This is a genomic window from Streptomyces sp. NPDC006923 (assembly GCF_040635655.1).
Lineage (GTDB): Bacteria > Actinomycetota > Actinomycetes > Streptomycetales > Streptomycetaceae > Streptomyces.
Map to the genome: position 1 here is coordinate 228,781 of NZ_JBEYIF010000009.1, position 25,645 is coordinate 254,425.

General features: G+C 69.9%; 21 protein-coding genes. 13 read left to right on the forward strand and 8 right to left on the reverse strand.

Features of this window, described 5'->3' with window-relative positions; all coding sequences use genetic code 11:
• Positions 1–132: 132 nt before the first annotated feature.
• From ABZ707_RS20425 to ABZ707_RS20435, 3 genes are all read right to left on the reverse strand, one after another.
• Positions 133–822: a M15 family metallopeptidase gene (locus ABZ707_RS20425; RefSeq protein WP_360176559.1), complete on the reverse strand. Its 690-nt coding sequence runs from the start codon at positions 820–822 to the stop codon at positions 133–135.
• Positions 823–904: 82 nt separating this feature from the next.
• The gene (locus ABZ707_RS20430; protein ID WP_360176562.1) at positions 905–3,322 is read right to left on the reverse strand and encodes a glycoside hydrolase domain-containing protein; all 2,418 of its coding nucleotides are present in this window, start codon (positions 3,320–3,322) and stop codon (positions 905–907) included.
• Between the two features lie 135 nt (positions 3,323–3,457).
• The gene (locus ABZ707_RS20435) at positions 3,458–4,171 is read right to left on the reverse strand and encodes a sulfotransferase family protein (RefSeq protein ID WP_360176565.1); all 714 of its coding nucleotides are present in this window, start codon (positions 4,169–4,171) and stop codon (positions 3,458–3,460) included.
• A 230-nt stretch (positions 4,172–4,401) separates the two neighbouring features.
• Here ABZ707_RS20435 and ABZ707_RS20440 point away from each other — a divergent pair, with 230 nt between their 5' ends.
• From ABZ707_RS20440 to bla, 8 genes are all read left to right on the forward strand, one after another.
• Positions 4,402–5,115, forward strand: a complete 714-nt coding sequence (locus ABZ707_RS20440) for a CmcI family methyltransferase (protein ID WP_360176568.1) — start codon at positions 4,402–4,404, stop codon at positions 5,113–5,115.
• Between the two features lie 8 nt (positions 5,116–5,123).
• Positions 5,124–6,014 (forward strand): CmcJ/NvfI family oxidoreductase, encoded by an 891-nt coding sequence (locus tag ABZ707_RS20445; protein ID WP_360176571.1) that lies wholly within the window; start codon positions 5,124–5,126, stop codon positions 6,012–6,014.
• Positions 6,015–6,035: 21 nt separating this feature from the next.
• Complete coding sequence (locus ABZ707_RS20450) at positions 6,036–6,995, forward strand: 2OG-Fe(II) oxygenase family protein (protein WP_360176574.1); 960 nt, start codon at positions 6,036–6,038, stop codon at positions 6,993–6,995.
• A gap of 110 nt (positions 6,996–7,105) precedes the next feature.
• Positions 7,106–7,849 carry a class I SAM-dependent methyltransferase gene (locus ABZ707_RS20455; protein ID WP_360176577.1) on the forward strand — a complete coding sequence of 248 codons (744 nt, stop codon included), beginning with the start codon at positions 7,106–7,108 and terminating at the stop codon, positions 7,847–7,849.
• Positions 7,846–9,450, forward strand: coding sequence for a long-chain-fatty-acid--CoA ligase (locus ABZ707_RS20460; RefSeq protein ID WP_360176580.1), 1,605 nt, complete (start codon positions 7,846–7,848; stop codon positions 9,448–9,450). Before ABZ707_RS20455 ends, ABZ707_RS20460 begins: the two co-directional genes overlap by 4 nt.
• A gap of 38 nt (positions 9,451–9,488) precedes the next feature.
• Entirely contained in the window at positions 9,489–10,616 is a 1,128-nt protein-coding gene (locus ABZ707_RS20465; protein ID WP_360176583.1) for a homoserine O-acetyltransferase, read from the forward strand.
• A 4-nt stretch (positions 10,617–10,620) separates the two neighbouring features.
• Complete coding sequence (locus ABZ707_RS20470) at positions 10,621–12,054, forward strand: MFS transporter (RefSeq protein WP_360176586.1); 1,434 nt, start codon at positions 10,621–10,623, stop codon at positions 12,052–12,054.
• A gap of 198 nt (positions 12,055–12,252) precedes the next feature.
• Positions 12,253–13,191, forward strand: a complete 939-nt coding sequence (bla, locus tag ABZ707_RS20475; protein ID WP_360176589.1) for a class A beta-lactamase — start codon at positions 12,253–12,255, stop codon at positions 13,189–13,191.
• A gap of 66 nt (positions 13,192–13,257) precedes the next feature.
• Here the strand turns inward: bla and ABZ707_RS20480 are convergent, their stop codons facing one another.
• Positions 13,258–14,478 (reverse strand): damage-control phosphatase ARMT1 family protein, encoded by a 1,221-nt coding sequence (locus ABZ707_RS20480; RefSeq protein WP_360176592.1) that lies wholly within the window; start codon positions 14,476–14,478, stop codon positions 13,258–13,260.
• Between the two features lie 351 nt (positions 14,479–14,829).
• On the opposite strand from ABZ707_RS20480, the gene htpG reads away from it, so the two are divergent.
• Entirely contained in the window at positions 14,830–16,737 is a 1,908-nt protein-coding gene (gene htpG, locus ABZ707_RS20485; protein ID WP_360176595.1) for a molecular chaperone HtpG, read from the forward strand.
• A gap of 331 nt (positions 16,738–17,068) precedes the next feature.
• Complete coding sequence (locus tag ABZ707_RS20490; protein WP_360176598.1) at positions 17,069–18,583, forward strand: LCP family protein; 1,515 nt, start codon at positions 17,069–17,071, stop codon at positions 18,581–18,583.
• A gap of 55 nt (positions 18,584–18,638) precedes the next feature.
• On the opposite strand, the gene ABZ707_RS20495 is transcribed toward ABZ707_RS20490, so the two are convergent.
• Complete coding sequence (locus ABZ707_RS20495; protein ID WP_360176601.1) at positions 18,639–18,980, reverse strand: metalloregulator ArsR/SmtB family transcription factor; 342 nt, start codon at positions 18,978–18,980, stop codon at positions 18,639–18,641.
• Between the two features lie 172 nt (positions 18,981–19,152).
• Positions 19,153–19,815: a hemerythrin domain-containing protein gene (locus ABZ707_RS20500; protein ID WP_360176604.1), complete on the reverse strand. Its 663-nt coding sequence runs from the start codon at positions 19,813–19,815 to the stop codon at positions 19,153–19,155.
• 119 nt (positions 19,816–19,934) lie between these two features.
• Between ABZ707_RS20500 and ABZ707_RS20505 the strand changes: the two genes are divergently transcribed.
• The 3 genes from ABZ707_RS20505 to ABZ707_RS20515 all read left to right on the forward strand — a co-directional run bounded on the left by ABZ707_RS20505 (position 19,935) and on the right by ABZ707_RS20515 (position 23,389).
• Positions 19,935–20,552, forward strand: coding sequence for a helix-turn-helix domain-containing protein (locus ABZ707_RS20505; RefSeq protein WP_360176607.1), 618 nt, complete (start codon positions 19,935–19,937; stop codon positions 20,550–20,552).
• Positions 20,553–20,703: 151 nt separating this feature from the next.
• A complete protein-coding gene (locus ABZ707_RS20510) occupies positions 20,704–22,521 on the forward strand; it encodes a prolyl oligopeptidase family serine peptidase (protein WP_360176610.1) in 1,818 nt (605 codons plus the stop codon).
• A 115-nt stretch (positions 22,522–22,636) separates the two neighbouring features.
• A complete protein-coding gene (locus ABZ707_RS20515) occupies positions 22,637–23,389 on the forward strand; it encodes an SURF1 family protein (protein WP_360176613.1) in 753 nt (250 codons plus the stop codon).
• Positions 23,390–23,512: 123 nt separating this feature from the next.
• Here ABZ707_RS20515 and ABZ707_RS20520 read toward each other — a convergent pair whose 3' ends face one another.
• Both ABZ707_RS20520 and ABZ707_RS20525 read right to left on the reverse strand, forming a co-directional pair.
• On the reverse strand, positions 23,513–24,640 hold the full coding sequence (locus ABZ707_RS20520) for a hypothetical protein (RefSeq protein WP_360176616.1): 1,128 nt from the start codon (positions 24,638–24,640) through the stop codon (positions 23,513–23,515).
• 101 nt (positions 24,641–24,741) lie between these two features.
• Positions 24,742–25,404, reverse strand: coding sequence for a SigE family RNA polymerase sigma factor (locus ABZ707_RS20525; RefSeq protein ID WP_360176619.1), 663 nt, complete (start codon positions 25,402–25,404; stop codon positions 24,742–24,744).
• Positions 25,405–25,645: the final 241 nt, after the last annotated feature.

Sequence of the window (25,645 nt, forward strand, 5' to 3'; positions counted from 1 at the left end):
GGGCGGGCCGACCGTCCGCCTCGGGCTGTGAACAGGCCCTGGGGCGTGTTTCGAATTTCGAAAGTCCCGCCCGGCCTGCGGCGTCCGGCACGCACCAGACGCCGCGAGCCCCGCCCCAGGGGGCGGACGGCGCTACTTTCGCAACACGCCCTGGGCGGACCGGCGGGCGAAGGCCGCGGCCTGCCGGCGTCGCTGGAGGGCGAAGGCGTCGACGGTGCCCGCGCCCTCGTTGCCGGGGCCCTCCCGCCATCCGCGAATCGTGCGGGCCACGCCCGTCACCTTCGGGTGGCCGGGCTGGTACGCGATCTCGAAGTGGGACTCCTTCGGCGTGCCGAAGTCACCGCCCCAGGCGACCGCCCCGTTCAGTTCGGCGAGGATGTCTCTTATGACGACCAGCTCCCGTGGGTACAGACCGCCCTTGACGCCGACGGGGTAGGCATGCGGCCGGATCGCCAGGGCGGTGCCCGACAGGTGGTTGGACTCGTACTCCTGGGCGACCGAGCGGTTCGTGGAGTGGCCCCTGACGTCGCCGGGGCGGAGCGGGTCCAGTTCGTAGTGGAACCGGCGGGCCACATGCAGCAGGATCACGGCCGCGTCACCGTCGGCGAGGCGCACGGACTGGCCGGATCCCTCGATCCGGAACAGCCTCGCCTCCTCCAGCACGGGCCAGCCGTTCGCCGAGTCCCCGCCGGACCACTGGCTGCCCCCGGGCGGGACACTCCCGGCCGCGTACGCGGTGCCGGGTACGGCGGTCAGGGCGGCGGTGGCGCCGAGGGCGGCGCCGGCCGCGAGGAGGGCACGCCGGTCGATCTCGTGTCTCACGCTTCTTCCTTCCGTTGACCGCTGCCGCGACGGCCCCGGCGGCACAGCCGACGAGCCGCACGGCGACAGCGACGAGGTGCGATCACCTGCGGGCGGCGCGGGCCCTGGCGGCCTTCAGGTACTTCTCGTGGTTCGCCTCGTAGGTGGCCCGCAGGCGCCGTTCGCTTCCGGTGCGGGCCAGCAGCACGTCGACGAAGCCCTGCTCGAACGGCTCCAGCTCGTCGTAACCGAGCATGGCGGGGAGCGTCTTGATACCCCCGCGGATCGTCACCAGCCCGACCTGGGCGAGCAGGACCTCTTTGTCGTCGGCGGCGGTCAGAATATTGTGCGCGAGGAATTTGGCGTCCTCGGCGTTGCCGTTGAAGCGTCCGGCCCAGTAGGTGTTGAACCGCCGAAGACCGCCGCCGCCGTTGTACAGATCCCGGACGGCCTGGGCGATGTTCTTGCCGTCGCGGACCGCCTTGGCCAGCAGCCACGCGTCGGTGTCCTCGACGAGGTCGTTGAAGCCGAAGCTGGAGGCGACCCCCACCTTGGCCATCTTCAACTGGACGAAGTCGCGGCCGTCGGGGTACTGGTCCGCCGCACGCCGCCAGTCGACATAGAGGGTGAGCAGGTCGCCGCCCCAGCCCGCGACGTCACCCTCGTCCACCGAACGCGGATTGGACGGCATCCAGTGCGCGAAGTGCCCGTTGGCGGAGGCCATGAGGTGCTCGGCGCCCAGCTCATAAGCGGTGTAGGGGTCCGTGAAGTCGGTCATCACCGACATGCCGTTGCTGTTGGCGTAGCCGACGAACCCTTTGTCGTAGTCACCGATCAGGAAGTCCCAGTCGCCGCCGCCGTACGACCGGTGCCGGATGTACTCCATCACCAGCTGGGACTTGTTCCGGTTGCTGCCGGTGTAGGTGAGCGCGAGGTCGTACAGGCGCTGGACGTAGTTGATGAAGTCATCGGCCGGTCCGGACGGCCTGTTGACGCTGCTCTGACCGGGGTCGGCCCCGGAGACCACGTCGCGGTCGAGGTCGAATGTGTCCGACCCGTTGATGACCTTGAACTCCTTGATCTGGTTGAAGGACCAGTTGGCCGGGATCGGGAAGCCGAGGTTGCCGGAGAAGCCCCACGACATGCCCGAGACGAACGAGTAGCGTGCGCCGGTCTGCCGGCTGACGACCGTGCACACGTTCCGCGACCCGTACACACCGTGCACGTAGCGCTTGCCCCGGTAGGCGAGTCCGGCGGCCACACCGTGGAAGTAGGGCACGATCGCCGCGTCGATCTCTTCGCGGGTGGCGTCGTAGTCCACGGCGAAGTAGAGCACGGTGCCGCGGTTGAAGCCGTAGCCCGAGGCCAGCTCGTGCGCGTTGAGTGCGTGCTGGTAGCCCTGGGCGTAGGTGAAGTCGGCGAGTTCGCGGGCGTTGTCCTGGTAGATCGGGAACACCTTCAGCCCGTTGCTGAAGATGGTCTCCAGCTCGCCCGGCTTGATCTCCTTGTCCAGCGTGGAGCCCGGCGGGTCGTAGAGGTAGCGGCCCACGACCTCGTAGAGGTTGGCGCGCAGCCACCGGGCCCGGGACGCGGTGATCTCGAACCGGGTGTCCGAGCCGCCGGCGGGCCGGTCCGGGTCGCCCGTCGAGACCAGGAGCTGTGCCCAGGTCTGGTAGTCGGAGCGGCCGGTGTCGTTCAGTTTGCTGAACTGCTGGAAGATCTGCACCCATTCCTTGAGCGTGGCGTCGTAGGTGGCGCGCCAGGTGGTGGGCGTACCGGTGTCGCTGGTCCCGGTGGGGACCGGGGAGTTGAACACGCAGGCGGCGGAGAAGAGCTCGACCCAGAGGCCGGACGCACCCTCGCCGAGGTCCTTGGTCCGCAGACCGGCCTGGGTGGCGGGGCCGAAGTTGCCGTTGGGATCGGCGATCCCCAGCTCGTACTGGATGGCGATCATCAGGGCCTTCTGCACGTCACGGGAGTAGATCCCGTCGCAGGGGCCGATGCCGTAGGCGGACCTGGTCCAGTAGCGGCCGTTCAGCCACCGCTGGATCGCGCGCACCTCGTCCGTGCCGCCGGCGACCGTGACGTACGCGTCCATGTTCATGATGCACTTGAAGATCTTCGGTGTGGTGGCACCGCCGGTGGTGCCCGTCCCGCCGTCGGGCAGGCCCATGTCGACGCGGAGTTCCTTGACCGCCTCGGTGGTGACCGCACCGTACTCGCCGTAGCCGTTGGCTCCCCAGTAACCCTTGCAGAACAGTCCGTGCTGGATGATGCGGACGATGTTCGCGTTCTTGTTCCAGCCGAAGCCGATGTCACCGAGGGCCTCCAGCCTGGCCATGGTGGTGGGGCCGAAGCTGGCGACCACCGGGCTGATGCCCAACTCGTGCTGGAGCCCCATCGTCAGAGCGAGCATGGTGGCCCAGCCGGTACTGCCGTTCTCGGGGCAGCGCACATACCCGGAGACATTGCCGTAGGTTGCGTTGACCCACTTCTGGGCGTCGAGGACCTTCTCGTCCAACGTCGATCCCTTCTCGAAAAGTGACACGGCATCAGGCCGGCACGGCGATACCGCGGGGGATCGTGGTCCGCCGACGACCTGATGCCGTGAGGCGTGACGCTACGGCCCGGAAGTCTCCGCTCCGTCTTCCGTCGGTCAGCGGGAGTCCGACGCGGGCTCGGCCCGCAGGGCGGCAAGCGCCCGCTGCCGCTCCGCGAACAGCTCACCGGCGCGCTTGTGGAAGCCGGCCGACTCGTTGATGTGCGGGAACTCCTCGTCGGGCACCGGCACGTCCAGGAAGTCGCAGAGCGGCCCCCACCCCTCGCTCACCTGGAAGACCAGCAGCCGCTCGGCCGGCACGGTGGCCTTCACCTCGGCGATGTGCCGGTTGAAGACCTCGACGGCTTCGTGCTCGTCCAACTCGTTCAACGGCCTGTCACCGCCCACGTCGAGCAGACGCGGCCGCAATTGCCCGGACATGAAACGGCCGAACGCCGCGGCGTCCGGGTCGGTGTCCTGCGGCTGCGGCATGTGCCGGGAGAAAATGGTCTTCCTGGCGCTCGCGTACCACCGGTGCGGGTCCCGCACCGTCAGGACAACCTTGGCCTCGGGCCACGCTTCCATCAGCTCGCGCCAGAAGACGCAGCCGGGAAAGTCCACCGTCGCCCGATACCCCTCGAACACCCGCCGCACATCCACCGGGTCACTGGCGAGGGCCTCCTGCCACAACGGCATCTGCCGTGCGTTCGTTATCACTTCTGTCATGTGATGACAGGGGTCGAACCCGAGCCTCTGAAGCGCCGCCCGCATCGACAGCGTGCCCGTACGGCCATATCCGGCGCCTATCACGTCCATGCTGATTCTCCCCATCCGCACGCGGCCCTTCCCCGTGCATCGCGGGACACTACGCCGGGGAAGACCGAGCTGAGAAGACCGTCCGGCCTTTTCTCCCTGCCCATGCGAAATTTCCGCCAAACACCTTTCCGAGCCTTACCGCTATTTCACGGAGAGCCCCCCGAGAGATCCGGGAGAGAAAGCCAAGAGTAGTGCGGGTTAGCATCGCCAGGTCGAAATGCGGGGCAAACTCAGGGGAGAGCGCATTGAACGACTATTCTCGCGAGAAATTCCTGGATCTGAACGCATTCCGAGGGCTGGGCGACGACCCGGTCTACCGTCCCCCCGTGCTGACGGACCGGCCGCGGGACTGGCCGCTCGACCGCTGGGCGGAAGCGCCGCGCGATCTGGGCTATCCGGACTTCTCCCGCTACCAGTGGCGGGGTCTGCGCCTGCTCAAGGACCCGGAGGCGCAGGCCGCCCTGCACGACCTGCTGTGGGAGTTCCGTCCCCGCACCATCATCGAACTCGGGGTGTACAGCGGTGGTTCCCTGGTCTGGTTCCGCGACCTGACCAGGCTCATGGGCATCGACTGCCAGGTCATCGGGATCGACAAGGACACCTCCCGCTGCCAGATCCCCCCGGCCGAGATGTCGGACATCGCTCTCCACGAAGCGGACTGCACCGATCTGGAGACGCTGGAGAAGCTCCTCGGCGAGGTGGCCCACCCGCTGTTGCTCATCGACGACGCGCACGCCGACACGTTCAACGTCATGCGGTGGGCAGTCGACCATCTGCTCCACGAGGGCGACTACTTCGTCATCGAGGACATGATCCCGTACTGGCACCGGTACAGCCCGGCGCTGCTGGAGAAGTACCTGGCGTCCTTCCACGGCGTGCTCACCATGGACATGGTGTACGCCAACGCCGGCCCGCAGTTGGACCGCGGCGTCTTCCGCCGCTCGGCAGCGAAGGGTTAGCCGCCACCGTGTCCGCCGTATCGACCGTCCTGCACTACGCCGCACCGCTGACGCCCGGCTCCCCGGACGACGACTGGTGCGTCGACGCCCTGTCCCGGCCGCCGGAGGTGATCCTCAACTTCCGTATGGTTCCGCACGAGACCACCGTCGAGGACCTGCGCGACAGCGCCGAGCGGCCCACCCTCGACACCATGGGATTCGAGCGGGTCACGGCTCCCACGACGGCCGACCAGCGCGGCCTGGCGGAGAACTCCGCGCCGGCCCTCGAACGGTACCGGGGGGAGACCGCCGAGCTGCTGACGTCCGTCACCGGCGCCGACGCGGTGGAGTTCTTCGACGCCACCCTGCGACGCCAGGACGCCGCCCCCTCCGGTGCGACGCCCCACCAGGCGCCGCACCTGCGTGTCCACGTCGACCAGAGCCCGAACAGCGCCCGGGAACGCGCCGCCCGGCACGGCGGGAAGGACCGCCGCTTCGGCAGGTTCCAGATCGTCAACATCTGGCGGCCCCTCATGGAACCCGTCCGCAACTACCCCCTGGCCCTGTGCGACTACCGGTCACTGGACCCCTCGTCCGACCTCGTGGCGACCCGGCTCAAGTTCCCGGAGTGGCTCAAGGACCGCGAGAGCTACTCCGTGAAGCACAACCCCCGCCACCGCTGGCACTACTGGCGGTCGCTCTCACCCGACGAGGTCGTCCTCTTCAAGTGCTACGACAGCGCGAGCCGCAGTCTGGCACTCGCCGCGGACGGAGCCGACGGCGCCGGCGGTACGGGGCGTCCGGAGTCGGCCGACGTGGCCGGCCTCTGCCCGCACACGGCGTTCTACGACGCGAAAGGGCCGAGCCTCGGACATTTGCGCACGTCCCTGGAAATGCGCGCCGTACTTTTCTACGACTGATCCGGAAGGAGCGGGCCACCCATGGCAGACACGACGGTGCCCCGAGTGCCCCTTTTCAGCCTCACCGCGCTGAAGCAGGGCCTTGACCAGGAAGAGTTCCGCAGGTGCGTCACCGAGGCAGGTGTCTTCTACCTCACCGACTGCGGAGTACGGGAACAGGACCACAAGCTCGCCACCGACACGGCGATGGACTTCTTCCAGCACGGCACGCCCGAGGAGAAGGCGGCCATGACGACGGACATCCCGACCTTGCGCCGCGGCTACTCCGCGCTGGAGGCCGAGAGCACGGCCCAGGTGACCAAAACGGGCACCTACACGGACTACTCGATGACGTTCTCGATGGGGATTTCCGGCAATCTCTTCCCCTCGCCGCGCTTCGAGGGCGTCTGGACGGACTACTTCGGCGGCCTCCACACCGCCGCCCGGGAAACCGCCCGGGTCGTCCTGGAGGCGACCGGCACGTACGACGGTTCGGACGGGAGGGACATCGACACGCTGCTCGACTGCGACCCCGTGCTGCGGCTGCGCTACTTCCCCGAGGTCCCCGAGCACCGCGCCGCCGAGCACGAACCGCGGCGCATGGCACCGCACTACGACCTGTCCATCATCACCCTGATCCACCAGACCCCGTGCGCCAACGGGTTCGTCAGCCTGCAGGCCGAGATCGGCGGCGAACTGGTGGACCTGCCGCACATCCCGGAGTCCGTGATCGTGCTGTGCGGCGCCATCGCGCCCCTCGTCACCCGGGGCGCCGTCCCCGCACCCCGGCACCACGTCAGGTCCCCGGAGGCCGGCCTGCGCGAGGGCAGCGACCGCACGTCGAGCGTCTTCTTCCTGCGCCCCTCGACCGACTTCTCCTTCTCGGTCCCCAAGGCCCGTACGTACGGTCTCGAAGTCGACACCCTCGACGGCGAGAGCGCGACGTTCGGGGACTGGATCGGGACCAACTACGTCACGATGCACGCGGCCCCCACACCGTAGCCCCGCAGCGGCGACGCGGTCCGGCGCCTCGGGAGCGACCGGAGCAGCCGACCAGCGGTTTCCGCCGACGCACGTGCCGGACACTCCCTCACACGCCGAGAGAAGAAGCCATGGAACACAGGTCCGACGCCGTCTTCAAGAAGCCTTCGATCTTCCGGGAGGGAATCCGGGAGTACGCGGAGCGTTCCTCCACACCCGTCTCGGCCGAACTGCGGCACATCGCCGAGGAAACCGCACGGTCCACTCCCGAATGGGCGGACATCTCGACCGCGCACGTCCAGACGTCCTTCCTCCAGATGCTGATCACCACCGGCGGTATGAGCCGTGTGCTGGAGGTGGGCACCTTCACCGGCCACGGCGCCGTCGCCATGGCCGCGGCCCTGCCGGAGGACGGCGAGGTCGTCACCATCGACAACTATGTCGCGGACAAGAGGGCCCAGGACGTGGCCACGCGGGCCTTCGAGCGCAGTCCGCACGGTCACAAGATCAAGCCCGTGCTGGATGAGGCCCATTCCGTCCTCCAGCACGTCGACGGCGACTTCGACCTCATCTTCCTGGACGCGGACAAGCCGAACTACATCACCTACTTCGAGACCATCCTCGCCCGCGGCCTCCTGAGGCCCCGCGGCCTCCTGGTCGTCGACAACACCATGTGGGGCGGCGAGGTCATCAACCCGCGCTCCCTGCCGCCCGCCGACGAGACATGTACGGGCGAGGAATGGGTGGAGCGGTTGTTCGCCAACTGGGCGCACGACGTGGTCAAGTTCAACAAGCACGTCGTGGAGGACACCCGGGTGCGCGCCGCGCTGCTCACCGTGCATGACGGCATGACCCTCGTCCAACTCGCATCATGACCGTGCAGGGCGGCATCGGGCTCTCGGTGGGCATGCTCCTGCGGCGGGCGGCCACCGTGTCACCCGCCAAGGAGATACGTGAGGTCGACCTCGCGGGGCAGCACCGGGGGACGTCCTGGGCGGCGTGCCAGGAACGCGTCCGACGGCTGACCGACGCCCTCCGGCGTCTCGGCGTCGAACAGGGCGCCGCGGTGGCGACCTTCGCCTGGAACAGCGCACGGCACCTGGAGTGGTTCTTCGGTGTCCCGATGGCGGGCGCCGTCCTGGTTCCGGTCAACGTACGGTTCTCCGACGAGCAGATCGAATGGGTCGTGGCGCACGCGAAGGCCCGGGTGATGGTGGTCGACGCCTCCCTCACCGGGCAACTGGCACGGCTGCTGCCCCGGCTCCGGTCGGTGCGCCGGTTCGTCGTCATCTCCGACGGGGGCGAGGTGGACCCCGCGTTCACCGACGCGCTCTCCTACGAGCGGATGCTGGCAGAAGCCGAGCCGGTCGCCCCGCGTGACGTGGCGGAGAACCGCACCGCCTGCCTGTGCTACACGGGCGGCACCACAGGCCGTCCCAAAGCCGTGGCCCACTCGCACCGCTCCCTCGTCCTCCACTCCCTCGCGATGTGTGCGGCCGACGCCTTCGCGGTCCGCGAACGGGATGTGATCTTCCCGCTGACGCCGCTGTTCCACGCCACCGCCTGGGGGCTGCCGTACGCGGCCGCTCTGGCGGGGGCGGGCCTGGTGTTCACCGGGCCGCATCTGAAACCCGAGTCCATCGCGGAGACCCTGGAGCGGGAGCAGGTCACCCTCTCCGCCGGCGTGCCGACCTTCTGGCTCGCCCTGGACGAGATGGACCCTCCGAAGGAGGTGTTCGCGTCCGTGGAACGCATCGTCTGCGGTGGCTCAGCGATCCCGTCGGGCCTGGTCCACCGGTACGCCGACCGTGGCGTGACCATGCAGCAGGGGCTCGGCATGACGGAGAACATGGCGACGGTCGCCCTGACGAACATCCGCAGCGGCCTCGCGTCCCTGCCTCCGGAGAAGCAGACGGAACTGCACCACACGCAGGGCCTGGCCGTGCCGGGCGTCGAGTTGCGGCTGGTCGACGACTCGGACCGGGTGCTCCCGCACGACGGGGTGACCCAGGGAGAGCTGGAGGTCAGATCGCTCTGGGGAGCGACGCGCTACGAGAATCCGGGCGAAGAAGCCGACACCACCAGGTTCCACGACGGCTGGCTGCGCAGCGGGGACATCGCGACCATCGACCCGGACGGCTATATCCGCATCACGGACCGCAGCAAGGACCTGATCAAGTCGGGCGGCGAGTGGATCAGCTCCATAGCGGTCGAGTCCGCGCTCATGGACCACCCCGGCGTCCTGGAGGCAGCCGTCGTGGCCGTACCGGACGTGCGGTGGCAGGAACGGCCGCTGGCCGTGGTGGTGCCACGTTCCGCCGCCACGGTGACGGCTGACGGACTGCGGGCCTTCCTGCGTGACCGGCTCCCGAAATGGTGGGTGCCGGACCGTTTCGAGTTTGTCCCCGAGATCCCGAAGACGGCCACCAACAAGTTCGACAAGAAGATGCTGCGCAGCCGTTACGCCGACCACTGACCGCGCACACCCCAGGCCCCGTCACGGAGGGAACGCGCATGCGACTGAGGAACACCGGAGCGTGGCAGCCCGGCGACGCCCCGGGGAACCGGCGGTTCGTCACCACCCACTCGGCCGAGGCACCGCTGGCGCTGATCTCCGGACGGTCCCTGGGGCCGGTGACCATGTCGTACGAGGCCTGGGGCACCCCCAACGCCGACCGGAGCAACGCGGTGCTGATTCTGCCGCCGCTGAGCATGACCAGCCACGCGGCGGGACCCGCCGGGCCGGGTCACCGCGCGGACGGCTGGTGGGACACCCTGATAGGGCCCGGCGGACCGGTCGACACCGACCGCTACCACGTGATCGTCGCCAACAATCTCGGCGGCTGCGACGGAAGCACCGGCCCCGCGAGCCTCGACCCGCGGGGAAACCCCTGGGCGTCACGGTTCCCCGCGCTCGATGTGGTCGACCAGGTCAACGCCGAGGCCGCGCTGGCCGACGCGCTGGGCATCGAGCGCTGGCACACCGTCATCGGCATGTCCATAGGCGGAGCGCGGGCTCTGGAATGGGCGGTCTCCCGCCCCGACCGGGTGGGCCGGCTCCTCCTCATCGCCGTGGGGGCGGCCACCCGGGTCGAACAGGCCGGCCACACGCATCTGGAACTGGAGCTGATCCGGCGGGATCCGCATTTCCACGGAGGCGATTTCTACCACCTGCCCGAGGGGTGCGGCCCCCGCACCGGCGTCTCCCTCGCCCGGAGCTTCGCGCACCTCCGCTACGGCACCGAAAGCTACTGGCAGGACCGGTTCGGCGGCCAGACGTGGTACCACGACTCGGACGGCTGTCACGAGAAGTTCCGCGCATACGTGCTGGCGCAGGGCGACAAGGTGTGGGAACGCTTCGACGCGAACTGCTGCCTGGTCCTCTCCGAGACGGCCTCGCGAGCCACCGTGGCGCGGGGCAGGGGAGACATCGACGACGCGCTCGCCCGGATCACCTCCCCCACGGACGTCGTCGGCTTCTCCACCGACCGCGCCTATCCCCCCGAGACACAGCGCGAGCTGGCGGCGGGCATCCGGGGCGCCCGGGTGCACATCATGGAGTCAGAACTCGGCCACTACGGTTTCATGCTCGCGCCCCATCTGCTCGAACACCACCTGCGCCTGGCCCTGCGGCAGGGCTGAACCCGTGCTCGCGATACTGCTCGTGGGCGCCTTCATGCCCACCCTGGACTTCTTCATCGTCAACGTGGCGGTGCCGTCCATCACCGAGGACCTGCGCGCGACCAGCGGCGAGGTCCAACTCGTCGTGGCCGCCTACGCCATCGTGTACGCGTGCCTGCTGGTGCTCGGCGGCAGGCTGGGCGACCACTGGGGCCCCAAGAAGGCGTTCGTGGTCGGGACGGCCCTGTTCACCGCGACGTCGGCGATGTGCGGCTTCGCACCGGACGTGTGGTGGCTGATCTGCGGGCGAGCGCTTCAGGGCGGTGCCTCCGTCGTACTGTTCCCTCAGGTGCTGGCGCTGATCAGGCTCCACTACCCCCCGGCGGAGCGGCCCCGGGTGATGCGCTTCTACGGCCTGGCGACAGGCGGCGCGATGGCCGTGGGACAGCTCCTCGGCGGACTGCTGATCAGTCTGGACTGGCTCGGCCTGTCCTGGCGGTGGGCCTTCCTCGTCAACCTTCCCGTCGGGGTGGTGACGCTGCTCCTCGCCCCACGGCTGCTGCCGGCGACCCGCCGGCTGGGCAGCCTGCGGATCGACCGCACCGGGATCCTGCTGTTCGCCGTGGCCATGGTGCTGCTTGTGGTGCCCCTGACGGTCGGCCGCTCCGCCGGCTGGCCCGGGTGGACCCTGCTCATGCTCGTGGGCGCGTCGGTGTCGCTGCCGGGATTCTGGCTCTGGGAACGCCGGGTCGAGTCCCGGGGGCGCGACCCGCTGCTTCCCCCCAGCCTGCTGCGCGCGGGCACGCTGCGCATGGGGTTGCTGACCGTCTGCACCTTCTACGCTTCGATGTCCTCGTCCCTCTACGTCCTGGCCCTGCTGCTCCAGCAGGGCCGCGGTCTCACCCCGCTCCAGTCCGGGCTGGTGTCCAGCCCGCTGATGATCGGCTTCTGTGCCGCGAGCCTGGCCTCGTCGTCCCTGACCGAACGATGGGGTCCCAGGGCTCTCATGGCCACGATGGGTATCCGGATCATCGGTTTCGCGGGACAGTTCCTGCTGCTGCTCGCCCAGCCCCGCGACGTGAACATCCCCGCGCTGGCCGCACTGCTCGCCGTCAACGGGGCCTGCACCGGAGCCGTGATGGCCCCACTGCTGGGAATCGTCCTGGACGGACTGAAGCCCGCGCAGGCAGGCGCCGCCAGCGGTCTGCTGGCCACGACCCAGCAGGTGGCCGGCTCCGTCGGGCTGGCGGTCATCGGCATCGTGTTCCACGGTGCCGCACGCCGGGCTGCACCGGATCCGGAACAGATCGCCACCGGCTACCGGCACGGCCTCGTCTTCCTGGTCCTGACGTCGGCGGCCGCCCTGGCCGGGCTGTTCCTGCTGACCCGCGTACGGACCGGCCGCGGGACCGCCGGCACATCGGCCGGCGGCGTCCCGCCCGTACCCTCCAAGAGCTGAGGCCCACCCCCTCGTACGGACACGCGTTCCCTGCTTCGGCGTGTCGCCGGACCGGTTGCCGCACAGGTGCGCGAGCCGGTGACACGACTGGCCGGTCGAGTTGGACTCTGCCGACCCGGGCGCGTAGAACAGCGACGAGCCCCCCTCATGCGCCGGCCCGGCACGTACCGTCCGGCTTCCGAAAGCAGGTACCACCGCATGTCCTCAGAGCAGTCCGGCCTGTCCCGCCGTGCCTTACTCACCGCGGCGGCCCTGCTGCCTCTGACGGGGTGCGGACACACACCGGACCGCTCGGCCACCTTGGCGTCCCGGGCATCGGCACGTCCCTCCGGTGCGCCTTCCGCCTCCGCGACACCCCTGGACCCGGCCCCGCTCCGGGCGCTGGAACGCAAGTACGACGCCCGGCTCGGTGTGTACGCCCTGGCCACCGGCACGGGCACGACGCTCGCTCACCGGGCGGACGAGCGCTTCGCGTTCTGCTCCACGTTCAAGCCCCTCGCCGTCGCGGCCGTCCTCCACGGCAACCCGCTCAGCCACCTGGACGAGAAGGTCACCTACACCGGGGACGACATCAACTCCATCTCGCCCGTCACCCAGCGGAACGTCGCCCAGGGCATGACGATCGGTCAGTTGTGCGACGCCGCCATCCGCCACAGTGACGGCACGGCCGCCAACCTCCTGCTGCGCGACCTCGGCGGTCCCGACCGGCTGACCGCCTACATGCGGGGGCTCGGCGACACCGTCAGCCGGCTCGACCACTACGAGCCCGAGCTGAACCGGGCCCGCCCGGGGGACCCGCACGACACGACCACACCCCGGGCGATCGCCGCCGACTACCGCGTGCTCGTCCTGGGAGACGCGCTCGCCGGCCGCCCGCGCGCCCTGCTCACTGACCTGCTCGTACGCAACACCACCGGTGACAAACGCATCCGGGCCGGGCTCCCCAGGGGATGGCGGGTCGCCGACAAGACCGGAACGGCCAACTACGGCCGGGCCAACGACATCGCCGTCGTGTGGCCGCCCCGCTCCGCACCCCTGGTGATGGCCATCATGTCCGAGCGCTCCGAACACGGGGCACGCCCCAGCGAACCCCTGATCGCCGAAGCCGCCGAACACATCGCCGCCGCGCTGACCTGACCCGGGCCGGCCAGCTCCGACACCGACACGGACACGGCGGAAGCCGGGCACGAACGCACAGCTCTCTTACCGCCGGGCCTGGATCAGGGCGTGGGTGCCGCTGGTGCGCCAGGCGTGGCCCGATCGTTCGAGGCCGGTCAGCGTCTGCGGGGAAAGGCCGACGACAACATCGGACTTCAGCGTGCGCAGTGCCGCGACGGGGCCCGGGAAGTGTGCTGTGAGGTCCCCGAACGGCCTTGTCGCGTCCCACCGGCGATCGCCCACCAGGCGGCGGTAGTTGAGGTCGCCCTTGAGGATCGTCAGCCCGGCGGTGGCGAAGTCGGCCCTCAGGTCCTCGGGCATCTCCTCGTACGGGAACGGGGCGCAGAAGAACGGGTGGGCGCGCACCTCCAGCCGGCCGGCTCCCATGGCCGCCCAGAGGCGCTCGCCGGTCCGGCCCGCCGTGCCGGGGGCGCGCAGAAGGCGGCGCAGGCAGTCGACGACATCGGCCGTCGTCGCGTCGGAGACGAAGTAAGGGCCGGGTTTGACGTGGAGGACGACCCGGGCGGCGCGGCCGTGTTCGAGCAGGTGGTCGATGAGGATCAGGTCGGGGATCAGCTCCCGTCCCGCGTTGTCCGCCACCACGGCGACGGTGGCCGGCGTCCCCTCGGGCAGGAGCGACCACAGCGTGGCGCTGTCGTCGGCGACCAGGCCGGGATCGGCGTCACCGAGGTCCGCGTCGCCCGCCGAGACACGGAAGCCGAGGTCGGCACGGTTTCCCCAGAGGGAGGCGTGCAGCAGGGCCGTCGCCCGCTGGCCGGCGGGCAGCTCGGCGAGTGTGTCCAGTGCCCGGAGCTCCTCCTCCACCGCCGTGCCGCTCAGTTCGGCCTGTTTGAAGGGCGCGAAGGGATCGACGCCCCGCCAGGGCCCCGCACCGAAGTATCCGACGGCCCCGAGGAGTTTGCGGTAGAAGTAGCTCTCGGCCCAGAGGAACGGGACGTCGGACCACGGCCGTCCGAAGTGTTCCCGCCCCCAGGCCGACCACTGGTCGTGGTCCTGCTCCGCGGCGTCGAGCGGTTCCACCACGCCGTTGGTGATCTCGTCCAGCAGGATGTCGAGCGCGCGGTGCTGCCGGGGGCCGTAGGGGAAAGCGTCGCGTACCTGCCGGATCAGCGCCGGGTGGCGCTCGTACAGGACGCCCCGGGCGAAGGTGCCTGGCCGTGAACCCGAGATCACCGGTGCGCCGTCGGCCGGGCCCGGGCTCCGGCCTGCCGGGCGGTCCGAGGCGTGGGGGATCTTCGCGTTCATGGTGTCCGAGCCCTTCGCTGGTCGCTGATCTGTCCTGACAAACGGACATCCCCGGGCCGGTCTCCGGAGCCCGGCCCCGCAGGTCCGGTGCCGGGCCGGTGCCGGCCGGCGAATGCCGGTCGCCCCCGCCATCATCCTTGTCTCCTCGCGTCCACTCGCCGGCCCCCTCGAAGGCGTCTGCCGTCCCGATGATGGTCGGCGCCGGGCGGGAGGCTCCGGGGTGTGCCGGCTCCGGTGGCCGGGTTCCCGCCCGCTCCCGGAACTGCCTCCGTGGATGCCGCGGGCGCTGGTTACGATGTGGACCGGCTCACCGCATTGGCCGGCCTTTTGACGAGGAGAGGAATTCCGCATATGCCGACCGAGACCTTCGAGTTTCAGGTGGAAGCACGTCAGCTCTTGCAGATGATGATCCACTCGATCTACTCGAACAAGGATGTATTCCTGCGCGAGCTGATTTCCAACGCCTCTGACGCGTTGGACAAGTTGCGGCTGGAAGTCCTCCGCGACGAAGAGGCACAGGAAGACGTGTCCGATCTCCATATCGAGATCGAGGTCGACAAGAAGCAGCGCACTCTTACCGTACGCGACAACGGCATCGGCATGTCGCACGACGATGTGGTGCAGCTCATCGGGACGATCGCGAATTCCGGCACGGCGAAGTTCCTTCAGGAATTGAAGGAAGCAAAGGACGCGGCGGCCTCCGAGGAGCTCATCGGGCAGTTCGGCGTCGGCTTCTACTCCAGCTTCATGGTGGCCGACGAGGTCACGCTGGTGACCCGGCGGGCCGGAGAGAGCCGGGGCACGCGCTGGGAGTCCAGCGGCGAGGGCACCTATACGGTCGAGCCGGTCGAGGACGCGCCGCGCGGCACCGCGGTCACGCTGCGGCTCAAGCCGGAGGACACCGAGGACCAGCTCTTCGACTACACGTCCGCCTGGAAGATCAAGGAAATCGTCAAGCGGTACTCGGACTTCATCACCTGGCCCATCAGGATGGCCGCCGAGTCCACGTCCGAGGACGACGGCGAGGCCCGCGAAATCGAGACGGTCAACTCGATGAAGGCGCTGTGGGCGCGGTCCAGGAGCGAGGTGACCGACGAGGAGTACAACGAGCTGTACAAGCACGTCAGCCACGACTGGACGGATCCGCTGGAGACCATCCGCATGCAGGCGGAGGGCACCTTCGAATACCAGGCGCTGCTGTTCATCCCGTCCCACGCCCCCCAGGACCTGTTCGCGCAGGGCCACAAGCGCGGCGTGCAGCTCTACGTCAAGCGCGTGTTCATCATGGACGACTGCGAAGCGCTGATGCCGGAATACCTGCGCTTCGTCAAGGGCGTGGTCGACGCGCAGGATCTGTCCCTCAATGTGTCACGGGAGATTCTCCAGCAGGACCGTCAGATCCAGTTGATGCACCGTCGTCTGGTGAAGAAGGTCCTGTCGACATTGAAGGACATGATGTCCGAGAATCCGGACCGCTATGCGACGTTCTGGAGAGAGTTCGGCCGGGTCCTCAAGGAAGGGCTTCTCAGCGACTTCGAGAACCGCGACGCGATCCTTGGTGTGTCCTCCTTCGCCTCGACCCAGGACGCGGAGAAGCCGACCACCCTCCGGGACTATGTGGAACGTATGAAGGAGGGCCAGCAGCACATCTTCTACATGACGGGCGAGTCGCGCTCCGCCATCGAGAGTTCGCCGCATATGGAGGCGCTCAAGGCCAAGGGCTTCGAGGTGCTGCTGCTGACCGACCCCGTGGACGAGGTATGGGTCGAGTCCGTCCCGGAGTTCGACGGCAAGCCCCTCCAGTCGATCGCGAAGGGCGAGGTCGACCTCGACACCGAGGAGGAGAAGAAGGAGGTCGAGGCCGAGCGTGAGAAGCAGCAGCAGGACTTCGCCGGCCTGCTGAGCTGGATGACGACGCGGCTGAGCGAGGACGTGAAGGAGGTACGGCTCTCGTCCCGGCTCACCGTCTCCCCGGCCTGCATCGTCGGTGACACGCACGACGCGACTCCGGCGCTGGCGAACATGTACCGCGCCATGGGCCAGGAGGTGCCTCACATCAAGCGCATCCTCGAACTCAACCCCACGCACCCGCTGGTCACCGGGTTGAAGAAGGCGCATGCCGAGCAGGAGGCCGACACGGGACTGGCCGAGGCCGCGGAGCTCCTCTACGGGATGGCCCTGCTCGCGGACGGCGGCGAGCTGAGCGATCCCGCGCGCTTCATCAGGCTGATGGCGGACCGGCTGGAACGCACCCTGTGAGCCGGTGGGAACACCCCCACGACGCCCCCTGAGCAGGCCGGCCCGCGTCCGGTGAGCGGGCCGGCCCGGGAGGCGGGCCGTCGGTCGGCCCGCCTCCCGGCCCGTGACCCGAGCCACTGTGACGGCCACCACGTCCGTACGGGCCGCCGTCCGGTGCGGCATACCGCGAACCGCGCCGCACCATCCCGCGCCCGGCGGCCAGGGCGTGTTTCGAAAGGAGCGCCGTCCGCCCCCCCCGACGGCCATACCCGGCGAAAGCCCCTTTCCGTAAAGTTGCTACATTGCGCAACTGGACAACCATGGGGTGAGCCGAAGGGTTGAGGGCGCGTATATGGCAGGCAGCAGCCGAGACACGGCATCCGCCGGCGGCCGGCGGCGAGGGCGCGGCCGGCTGCGGCTCACCCTGGCGATAGCCGTGTCCCTTCTCGTCCTCGTCTCGGCGGGCGCCGGCTGGGTCTATCTCAAGCTCAACCGGAACATCGACACCTTCAGCGCCAATGGAATCTCCGAGAGCCGCCCTCCCAGCTCGTCCAAGGGACAGAACGTCCTGGTCATCGGCTCGGACGCGCGGACCGACGGCAACAGCGCGCTGGGCGGTGGCAGCGAGGACGACATCGGCCGCTCCGACACCGCGTTCCTGCTGCACGTCTACGCCGATCACAAGCACTCCGTCGCCGTGTCCGTCCCGCGCGACACCCTTCTCGACATACCGCCCTGCAAGCTGCCCGACGGGCACTGGACCAAGCCGCAGAAGGACACCATGTTCAACTCGGCGTTCTCCGTGGGTGAGACCGCGAAGGGCAATCCGGCCTGCACCCAGAACACCGTCGAGAAACTCACCGGGCTGCGCGTCGACCACACCGTCGTCGTCGACTTCAAGGGCTTCGCGAGACTGACCGAGATCGTCGGCGGTGTGGAGGTGTGCCTGCCGCAGAACATCTATCAGCGGGACCTCGATCCCAACCGGGCCGACCGCGGCAAGCGCCTCTTCGCCAAGGGCGACCAGACCCTCGCGGGCCGGAAGGCGCTGGACTACGTACGGATCCGGCACGGCATCGGCGACGGCTCCGACATCGGCCGCATCAAGCGCCAGCAGGCCTTTGTCGCCGGTCTGATCAAAAAGGTGAAGAGCGACGGGCTCACCCCCACCAAGCTGTTGCCGCTCGCGGACGCCGCGACACAGTCCATGACCGTCGATCCCGGGCTCGGCTCCGCCGACAAACTGCTGAGCTTCGCGATGTCGCTCAAGGACATCGATCTGCACAACACCAAGTTCGTCACCGTGCCCTGGCGTTACGAGGGGTCCCGGGTGGCGGTCGTCGAACCGGACGCGGACGCCCTCTGGGCGGCGCTGAAGGCCGACCGTACGATCGACGGCACCGACGCCAGCGGCAGGAAGGCGACCGGGGGGACGGGCACCGCCTCCCCCACACCCGGCCCGAGCACCGCGCCGCCCGTGTCCGGCGCCGGTGTCTCCGTCGCCGTGTACAACGGCACCACGGTCGGCGGACTGGCCGCCCGCGCGGCCCGCGGTCTCACGGAACACGACTTCACCGTCACGGGCACCGCCAACGCGAGCACCCAGGACCACCGCACCACGGTGATCGAGTACGGCCCGGGAGAGTACGACGGCGGACGCACCGTGGCCCGCCTCTTTCCGGGTGCGCGGCTCCAGTCGGTGTCCGGGGCGGGCATAGCGGTCGTCCTGGGCACCTCGTACGCGGAGGATCCCCCGGCCGGGCCCACTGACGGCCCCTCGGCGGCGCCCACCACGCTGCCGACGGCCATAGCGGCCGGGGCCCGTTCGGCCGACGACGACCCCTGCTCCAACCTCTCCTACGGCTGAGCGGGGCGTTCTCCGCGACGGCCGGACCGGTCAGCGCCAGGGCGACGGCAGCGGCTCAGACACGCCACGCGGTGGCCGGCGCGGTGCGGGCGGTGAGCTGTCCGACCATCAGCCGGACCACGGTCACCACATCGGGATCGTCGACGAAATAGACCTGCCGGCGGCCCTCGCGGCGCGACCGGACAAGACCGGCGAGCTTCAGCTTGGTCAGATGCTGGCTCACGGCGGGCAGTGCGCCGCCGACCCGCTCAGAAAGCCCCGTCACATCGCATTCGCCCTGCGCGAGCACCCATACGATGTGCAGCCGCGCCGACGACGCCAGCAGTCCGAACGCGGCAGCGGCCTCCGCCAGCACCTCGGCGGGAGGATCCTCGGACTCGCCGACGGCTGACGTCACGATCGCTCCCCTCCCGCGCGGGCACCGGACCCGGGCGTCCGGACTCGGACAACCGGCCGCCGGCGGCTCAGTCTAAGGGCCCTGGCCGTCGTCACGAGCCCGCCGGGGATCACGGGACAGCCCTGGGGGCCTCACACCGGCGCCGGGTGCCGTTCCGACAGCGGCCGGCCCGTCACGAGTCGTCCCCGAGCGCCCTTTTGATCGAGCGGTACCGCACCAGCAGCACCGGCCGCGTCCAGCGCGTCACCCGGGGCAGACTGCGCATCAGAAGGTCATGTCCCGGGACCCGGTCCGGATCTTCCATCAGACCGAACACCAGGTGCAGGCCCGAGCGCGAGGCGCCTCGGACGATCGTCTTCCGCAGCCGCACCACCTCCCGGTCCGGCACCTTCGGGAAGAGTTCCCGCAGGACGGGCTCCTCGTCGGTGAAGTGCCTGACCAGGATCTCCTGGACCCGCTGCGCCGCGGGCAGCCCGGACACCGCCGCCTGGCCGACGATCTCCAGAGCACGGGTGCGCTCCACCGTGGACTCGGGCGCGGCGATGGCGTCGACCGCCCTGGCGAGGGCGTGCAGCTCGGCTTCGAGCGCCTGGTGCTCGATGGTGATCTGGTTGAGTTCGCGGACGGCTGCCGGAAAGAGATCCATGAGTACCGGCCAGAAGAGCACGTCCTCACTGGAGTGGTAGCGGTGGACGAACGCGATCAGCCAGCGGGTGGTGCCGACCAGCGCCTTGACGTCGACGGGCGCCCCGCTGACAAGACGCTGATACGACGTACAGACGAGGGCGGCACCTCGGCGCATAACAGCCTGCGCACCGATCATCTCTTCGTACATGCGCACACCTTCGGCACGAAGCGTAGGTGAAGCAGCCATCTCGGTCCCTCAAATTCGGGTAACACCATGAGCAATGAAAACGAGTTTACAGCATCGAATGCTTACCATAAAATGCGAACATGCCCGAACCGCGTCCCTACAACTCGCCCCGCCGCGCACTGACCGCGGCCGCGACCCGGCGCGACATCCTGGACGCGGCCCGGCGGCTGTTCCTGAAGCGCGGATACGCCCAGGTGACCATCGCCGACATCGCCCGCGAGGCCGGGACCGCGGTCAAGACGGTGTACGCCAGCGCGGGCAGCAGGGTCGAGATCCTCCGGGAGACCGTCCACCGCGCGTTCACGAACTCGGACGAGCGGGACATCGTGACCCAGGTGCGGCGCACCACGGACGCCGCCGACGCCATCGCGCTCCTGGCGCACCTCACGCGGCTCAGCAACGAGGAGCACTACGACGCCATCGCCATCCTCTACAGCGCGCTCGCCGTGCACGAAAGCGCCGAGGCCCTCTGGACGGAAGGCACCTCCGCGTACCACTCCGCGCTCCGCGAGATCGCGAAACACCTCGAACACCTCGGCACGCTCAAGCCGGGCATGACCGTCGCCCGGTGCTCCGACGTGCTGTGGTTCTGCTTCGGACTGGGCGCCTGGCGCACCCTGATCGACGAGTGCGGCTGGACCTGGGACCAGGCCGAGGAGGAGCTGGCCTCCGTGGCCACGAGGATGCTGCTGGAATAGCCCCTGCCCGGATATTGGTGACTTATTCCGTTCTGCTGAGATTTGATCGATCCGGCCCGCGAGCTGCCCCGATCACGTTGTCCACAGGCTGTGTCCACAAGCTGAGCGGGACGAGGACGAGATGTCGGGGGCCGGGCGCAGAATAGGGGTCATGACTCAGATCACCGGTTCGACGCCGGAATCAATGCCGGCGTGGGAGAAGCGATTCCGGGCGCCGCGGGTTTCGCTGCCCGACTGGGCGGAGGACGCGCCCGAGCGGGCGCTGTTCGTCTCCAACGCGACGGGGACGTACGAGCTGTACGCGTGGGATCGCGCGACCGGCGCGCAGCGGCAGGCGACGGACCGGCCGAACGGGACGACGGACGGCGTGCTCTCGCTCGACGGCGAGTGGATCTGGTGGTTCTCGGACACCGACGGAGACGAGTTCGGCGTCTGGATGCGGCAGCCCTTCCTCTCCGGCCTCTCCGGTCCGGACAACGGCGGCGACGAACCAGCGACACCCGGGCTCGCTCCCTCCTATCCGGCCGGTCTGGCGCTCGGGCGGGACGGCACGGCGGTCGTCGGCCGGTCGACCGACGAGGACGGATCGACCCTGCATGTCGTACGCCCCGGGCAGGCGCCCGTGGAGATCTACCGCCACCGCGAGTCGGCCGGTGTCGGGGATCTGTCGCACGACGGCGGGCTGATCGCCATGGAGCACACGGAGCACGGGGACGCGATGCACTCCGCGGTGCGGGTGCTGCGGCTGGACGGCTCGGTGGTGGCCGAGCTGGACGACACCGAGGGCGGGACGCGCGAGCTGGGCCTGGAGGTGCTGGGCTTCGCGCCGCTGGCCGGGGACAGCCGGCTGCTCATCGGCCATCAGCGGCGGGGCCGCTGGGAGCCGGTCGTCTGGAATCCGCTGACCGGCGAGGAGACGGGCCTGGCGGTCGACCTGCCCGGAGACCTCAACGCCGAGTGGTATCCGGACGGGTCCGGGCTGCTGCTTTCGCACAGCTTCGAGGCGCGCAGCGAGCTGTGGCGGTACGACTTCGCCAAGGGCGCGCTGATCCCGGTGGAGACCCCGGCGGGGACGGTGTCGGGAGCGACGGCCCGGCCGGACGGAAGCGTGGAGTACCTGTGGTCGTCCGCGGCCCGGCCGCCGGTGGTCCGCTCCACCGCGGGCGGGGTGGTGCTCGATCCGCCGGGGCTGACGGCGCCCGCCTCGGTGCCGGTGGAGGACGCCTGGGTCGAGGGCCCCGGCGGCCGGGTGCACGCGCTGGTGCAGCGGCCGGCCGGGCAGGGCCCCTTCCCGACGGTCTTCGAGATCCACGGCGGTCCGACCTGGCACGACAGCGACGCGTTCGCCGCGGGACCGGCCGCCTGGGTCGACCACGGATACGCCGTCGTACGGGTCAACTACCGCGGCTCCACCGGATACGGACGGGAGTGGACGGACGCGCTCAAGCACCGGGTCGGGCTGATCGAGCTGGAGGACATCGCGGCGGTCCGTGAATGGGCGGTGGCCTCCGGCCTGGCCGACCCCTCGAAGCTGGTCCTGTCGGGCGGCTCCTGGGGCGGCTATCTGACCCTGCTCGGCCTCGGCACCCAGCCGGAGTCCTGGGCGCTGGGGCTCGCGGCGGTGCCGGTCGCCGACTACGTCACGGCGTACCACGACGAGATGGAAGCCCTCAAGGCGATGGACCGCACGCTGCTGGGCGGCACCCCCGAGGAGGTGCCCGAACGTTTCGCCGCGTCGTCTCCCCTGACCTATGTGGACGCGGTGCGGGCGCCGGTCTACATCTCGGCGGGTGTGAACGACCCGCGTTGCCCCATCCGCCAGGTGGAGAACTACGTCGACCGGCTGGCGGCGCGGGGCGCGGTCCACGAGGTGTACAGATACGACGCGGGCCACGGCTCGCTGGTGGTGGAGGAGCGGATCAAGCAGGTCCGGCTGGAGCTGGACTTCGCCGCGCGGCACCTGGGCTGAGCGGTGCCCCGAGGTCCCGGGGCGGCCCGGCCGCCGGCCCGGGACCGGCCCGCCCGGGAGCTCCGGAGCGGGCCCCGGGACCGAGCCGCGGGGCGGCGTTCCGTACGGTGGAGGGGTGTACCGGTTCCTGGTGACTCCGCGCTGGTGGGGGATCAACGTCTTCGTCGTGCTGGCGATCCCTTTCTGTGTCTTCATGGGGACCTGGCAGCTCGGCCGTTTCGAGGACCGTGTCCAGTCGCACCAGGCCGCCGAGGAGCGGCCCGATCCGGCGAAGCGGGCCGCCGTGGCGGTGGACACCCTGCTCCCCGTCGACCAGGAGACATCCGGGCGGCACGTCTCGGCGAGCGGGCGGTACGGCGAGCAGTTCCTGGTGCCGGGCCGGGAGCTGGACGGCAGGACCGGCTCCTATGTGCTGACCATGCTCCGCACCGACGGCGGCAAGGCGCTGCCCGTGGTGCGCGGATGGCTGGCCCAGGGGGCGAAGGCCCCGGCGCCGCCCACCGGCGAGGTCACCGTGACCGGTTCGCTCCAGGCGTCCGAGTCCACCGGGTCGGAGGGCGTACGGACCGGCGGGGCGCTGCCGGCGGGACAGCTCGGCATGATCAGCGCCGCGTCCTTGGTCAACCTCGTCCCGTACGACGTGTACGACGCCTGGATCACCGTCACCCGGGCGTCCGACGGACTGCGGGCCGTGCCCGCGGCCGCGCCGCAGAACACCGGACTGGACCTCAAGGCGTTCCAGAACCTCGGCTACACCGGTGAGTGGTTCGTCTTCGCCGGCTTTGTGCTCTTCATGTGGTTCCGGCTGCTCCGCCGCGAGGCGGAGGCCGCCAAGGACCGGGTGCTGGGGCTGGAGACCGCCGCCTGAGCGCGCCGCACGGCCCACTGGTCGCACGGGGCGCCCTGGTCGCGCTGACGCCACTGCCCCAGCGGTCCGGCGGCCGGCCCGCTGTCCGGCCGGCCCGCTGTCGGGAGTCGCGCACGTCTCGCGCTACGGCGCGTCGAGGACGCCCGTCCGGTAGATCGTGCCGGCGCAGGCGTTGGGGATCGTCGCCTGTGCGACGGGCGCGCCCGGCTCCGCGGTGTGGGACACCGAGACACTGCCGTCCGCCGTGCCGCCGTTCACAAGCTGAGGCTCCGTGTTGGCCCCGTCCGTGCCGGAACCGGCCCCGGCGCCCGCGGTGGATCCGCCGGTCACACCCGAGCCGTCGTCCGAGGGCGTGGGATCGGGTGAGGCACCCGAGGTCGGGCAGGTGTCCGTGGGCACCCAGGCGAACTTGACCTCGTACGCGCTGCTCGGCGCCAGCACCAGCGCCGACACCTCGGCGGACGGATCGGGCAGCCCCGTCGCCGCGTCGCCCGGCGTATGGGCGACGACACTGATCCTGGCCGCGTCGGCCGCGCCCGCGGGCTGGAAGCTGATCGAACCGGCGCCGGTGACCGAGCAGTCGGTACCCGAGACATTGGCGACGCGGAAGACCCCGTACACCTTGCCGTCGGCGCCGGGCGCGCTCGCCTCGGCGGTGGTGACCCCGAGCTGGTTCGCGGCGCACCTGGGCTTGGAAGCGGTGTACTCGTCGTCCGGCTCGGACGGAACACCGGTGCCGCCGTCCGACGAGTTCGACGCCTCGCCGTCCGGCTTGTCCTTCTCGCCGGTGTCGTCCTTGGCCGTGGATTGCGCGCCGGAGGGGACTCCTGCCCCCTTCTCTCCGGCGCCGGTCTCCTTGTCCGCGCCCGTGCCGCCCTGCGCCTGCTCGCCATGACCGGCGTTCACGGGGTGCGTGTCGGACGCGCCGCCGGAGTTGGCGACATGGACGAAGGCGGGGACCGCCGTGCCGAGCAGGATCGCGGCGGCCGCCACACCGACGACGGCCTGCCGCTTTCTGGCCCGCCGGGCCGGTACCGCCTTGCGCAGCCGGTCAAGGGCTCCGTCGGACGGCTCCAGGTCCTCGACGGCGCTCTGGAACAGCCGCCGCAGATCCGGCTCCTCGCCGCCGAGGTCTTCCCCGAGGATCCCGCCGAAGCCCCGCCCGGGGCTCCCGCCCGCACCACTGCCACTGTCGCGGCCGGCACCCGTGTCACCGAGGCCGCCCAGCTCGTTCTCCGGCCCGTTGTTCACAATTCCGTTCCCAGTCAGGTCGTTCAACGGTGCGTCCGGCCCGGCCTGCCCGTCCTCACGGCCGCCTCCAGGGCCGAATCCGCGCCGGTCCTTCCGCCCACTCATGCCGTGGCCTCCATCGCGACGCGCAGCGCCGCGATGCCCCGCGAGCCGTACGCCTTCACCGAGCCCAGCGATATGCCCAGGGTCTCGGCGACCTGCGCCTCGGTCATGTCCGCGAAGTACCGCAGCACCAGCACCTCGCGCTGCCGGCGCTGCAACCCCTTCATCGCCTTGATCAGCGCGTCCCGCTCAAGCTGGTCGTACGCGCCCTCCTCGGCACTCGCCATGTCGGGCATCGGCTTCGAGAGCAGCTTGAGGCCGAGGATGCGCCGGCGCAGCGCGGACCGGGAGAGGTTCACCACAGTCTGCCGCAGATACGCGAGCGTCTTCTCCGGCTCCCGGACGCGGTTGCGTGCCGAGTGCACCCGGATGAACGCCTCCTGCACGACGTCCTCGCAGGAGGCCGTGTCGTCGAGCAGGAGGGCGGCGAGCCCGAGCAGCGACCGGTAGTGCGCGCGATAGGTCTCGGTGAGGTGATCGACAGTGGTGCCTGCTGCCATCGCGCCGTCAGCGCCGTCGCGGGGCGACGCCAGGTGCGTGGGACGCGCGGCGGGCATGGGGGCGATCACCGGCATACCGCCGGGTGTGCGGGGCCGCCGGCGCGGGCGCACCGCCGCGCCGCGAACCGGGACAATCGATGTGATGTCGAGAACCTCTGCCACGCCTGTTGGACACGCTTCCCCCCGTCAGGGTTGTACGCGCGCGTCATCGCATGTGACGCTGCAACAATTACCCTCATGCGTACCTGATCTCCCCCAATGCCCCAATTTTCTGCGGTTCCGCACAGGGGCGACCGCATAGACGCTTCACGGCCGACCGGCGGTTGCAGTGCTCGCGCAGAAGGACGGATACGCATCGTCGAACAAGACCGCGCCCCAGCTCAAGTGGTGCAGACCATCGACT